This window comes from Mycobacterium colombiense, assembly GCF_001672755.1.
Taxonomy (GTDB): Bacteria; Actinomycetota; Actinomycetes; order Mycobacteriales; family Mycobacteriaceae; genus Mycobacterium; species Mycobacterium colombiense_C.
Genome location: NZ_LZKI01000164.1, coordinates 1 through 981, shown reverse-complemented (window position 1 = coordinate 981; position 981 = coordinate 1). Strand labels below are relative to the sequence as shown.

General features: G+C 66.3%; 2 protein-coding genes and 1 pseudogene. All 3 read left to right on the top strand.

From position 1 onward, the window contains the following. Positions 1-196, top strand: a pseudogene (locus A5708_RS27290) (hypothetical protein); the annotation flags it as partial. A 45-nt stretch (positions 197-241) separates the two neighbouring features. Continuing rightward, entirely contained in the window at positions 242-532 is a 291-nt protein-coding gene (locus A5708_RS21650; RefSeq protein ID WP_065030589.1) for a YiaA/YiaB family inner membrane protein, read from the top strand. Between the two features lie 131 nt (positions 533-663). After that, the coding region (locus A5708_RS21645; RefSeq protein WP_231117982.1) for an acyltransferase at positions 664-981 on the top strand (318 nt) is incomplete at its 3' end.

The window sequence follows — 981 nt, the reverse complement described above, 5'->3', positions numbered from 1 at the left end:
CAGCGCGGTGGCCTGGTGGGTCCGGCTGGTGATGCCCGCGCTGGGCGTGGTGGCGGTGGTCAAACCGCTGGTGGACTCCGAGCTCGCCTCGGTCGAGGTGGCTACGGTGGTCGCGGCCGCGATCGGGGTGTGCGCCGCCGGCGCCGCGGCGGCGCTGCTGGTGCGGCCCCGCGATCGCACCGCCGAATCTGAGTAGTCTTACGGATCCCCGCCAACGGTCCGCTGCCGCAGGCTTATTGGCATGACCGTTCCCAACAGCATGTCGAAAACCACCGCCGCCTTCTTCGTTCAGGCCGCTGTCGCGTTCGCGATCAGCTTCGTAGCCGCGCTCGGCGGGATCTACTTCCTCCCGCTTGACCCGTGGCCACGATTGTTCCTCGGCGTCACCTTCCTATTCCTGGTGTCAAGCGCGTTCACCCTGGCCAAAGTGATCCGCGACCAGCAGGAGGCCGCCACCGTGCGGGTACGACTCGACGAGGCCCGCATCGAACGGCTGCTCGCCGACTACGACCCGCTCAATGCACCGAACTGAGTAGTACTACTCAGCCCCAACGGGTAGAAGCGCGCAGGCGCACGCCCGCGCCGTCGGCGATGCTTCTCTCATCGCACGACTCCCGCTCCACCACAACGCATTCGCATCAGCAGAAGGGCTATTTCGCTTCCATGACAACTCTTGTGAAGTTTCCCGACGTCGCCGAGGTGGCCGCGAGCACGCCGGCCGATCGCGATCGCGTCCTGGACGTCATCCGGATCACCTCCCTGGTCGGCGTGGTGCTCGGCCATACCGTGATGGCGGCCAGCATTATTCGCAACCACGTCTTGATCTGGGACAACCTGCTCACCACCTCGGTGCTGTTCCAGGCGATGACGTGGCTGCTGCAGATCATGCCGCTGTTCTTCTTCGCCGGCGCGGCGGCCTGTGTGTCCTCCTGGGCGCCCGGCGCGAACTGGGGCGGCTGGCTGATGAAACGCTGCACCAGG

Bases quoted from the DNA above. Each gene is read 5' to 3' on its own strand.
- A5708_RS21650 (WP_065030589.1), top strand. From the start codon at position 242: ATGACCGTTCCCAACAGCATGTCGAAAACCACCGCCGCCTTCTTCGTT.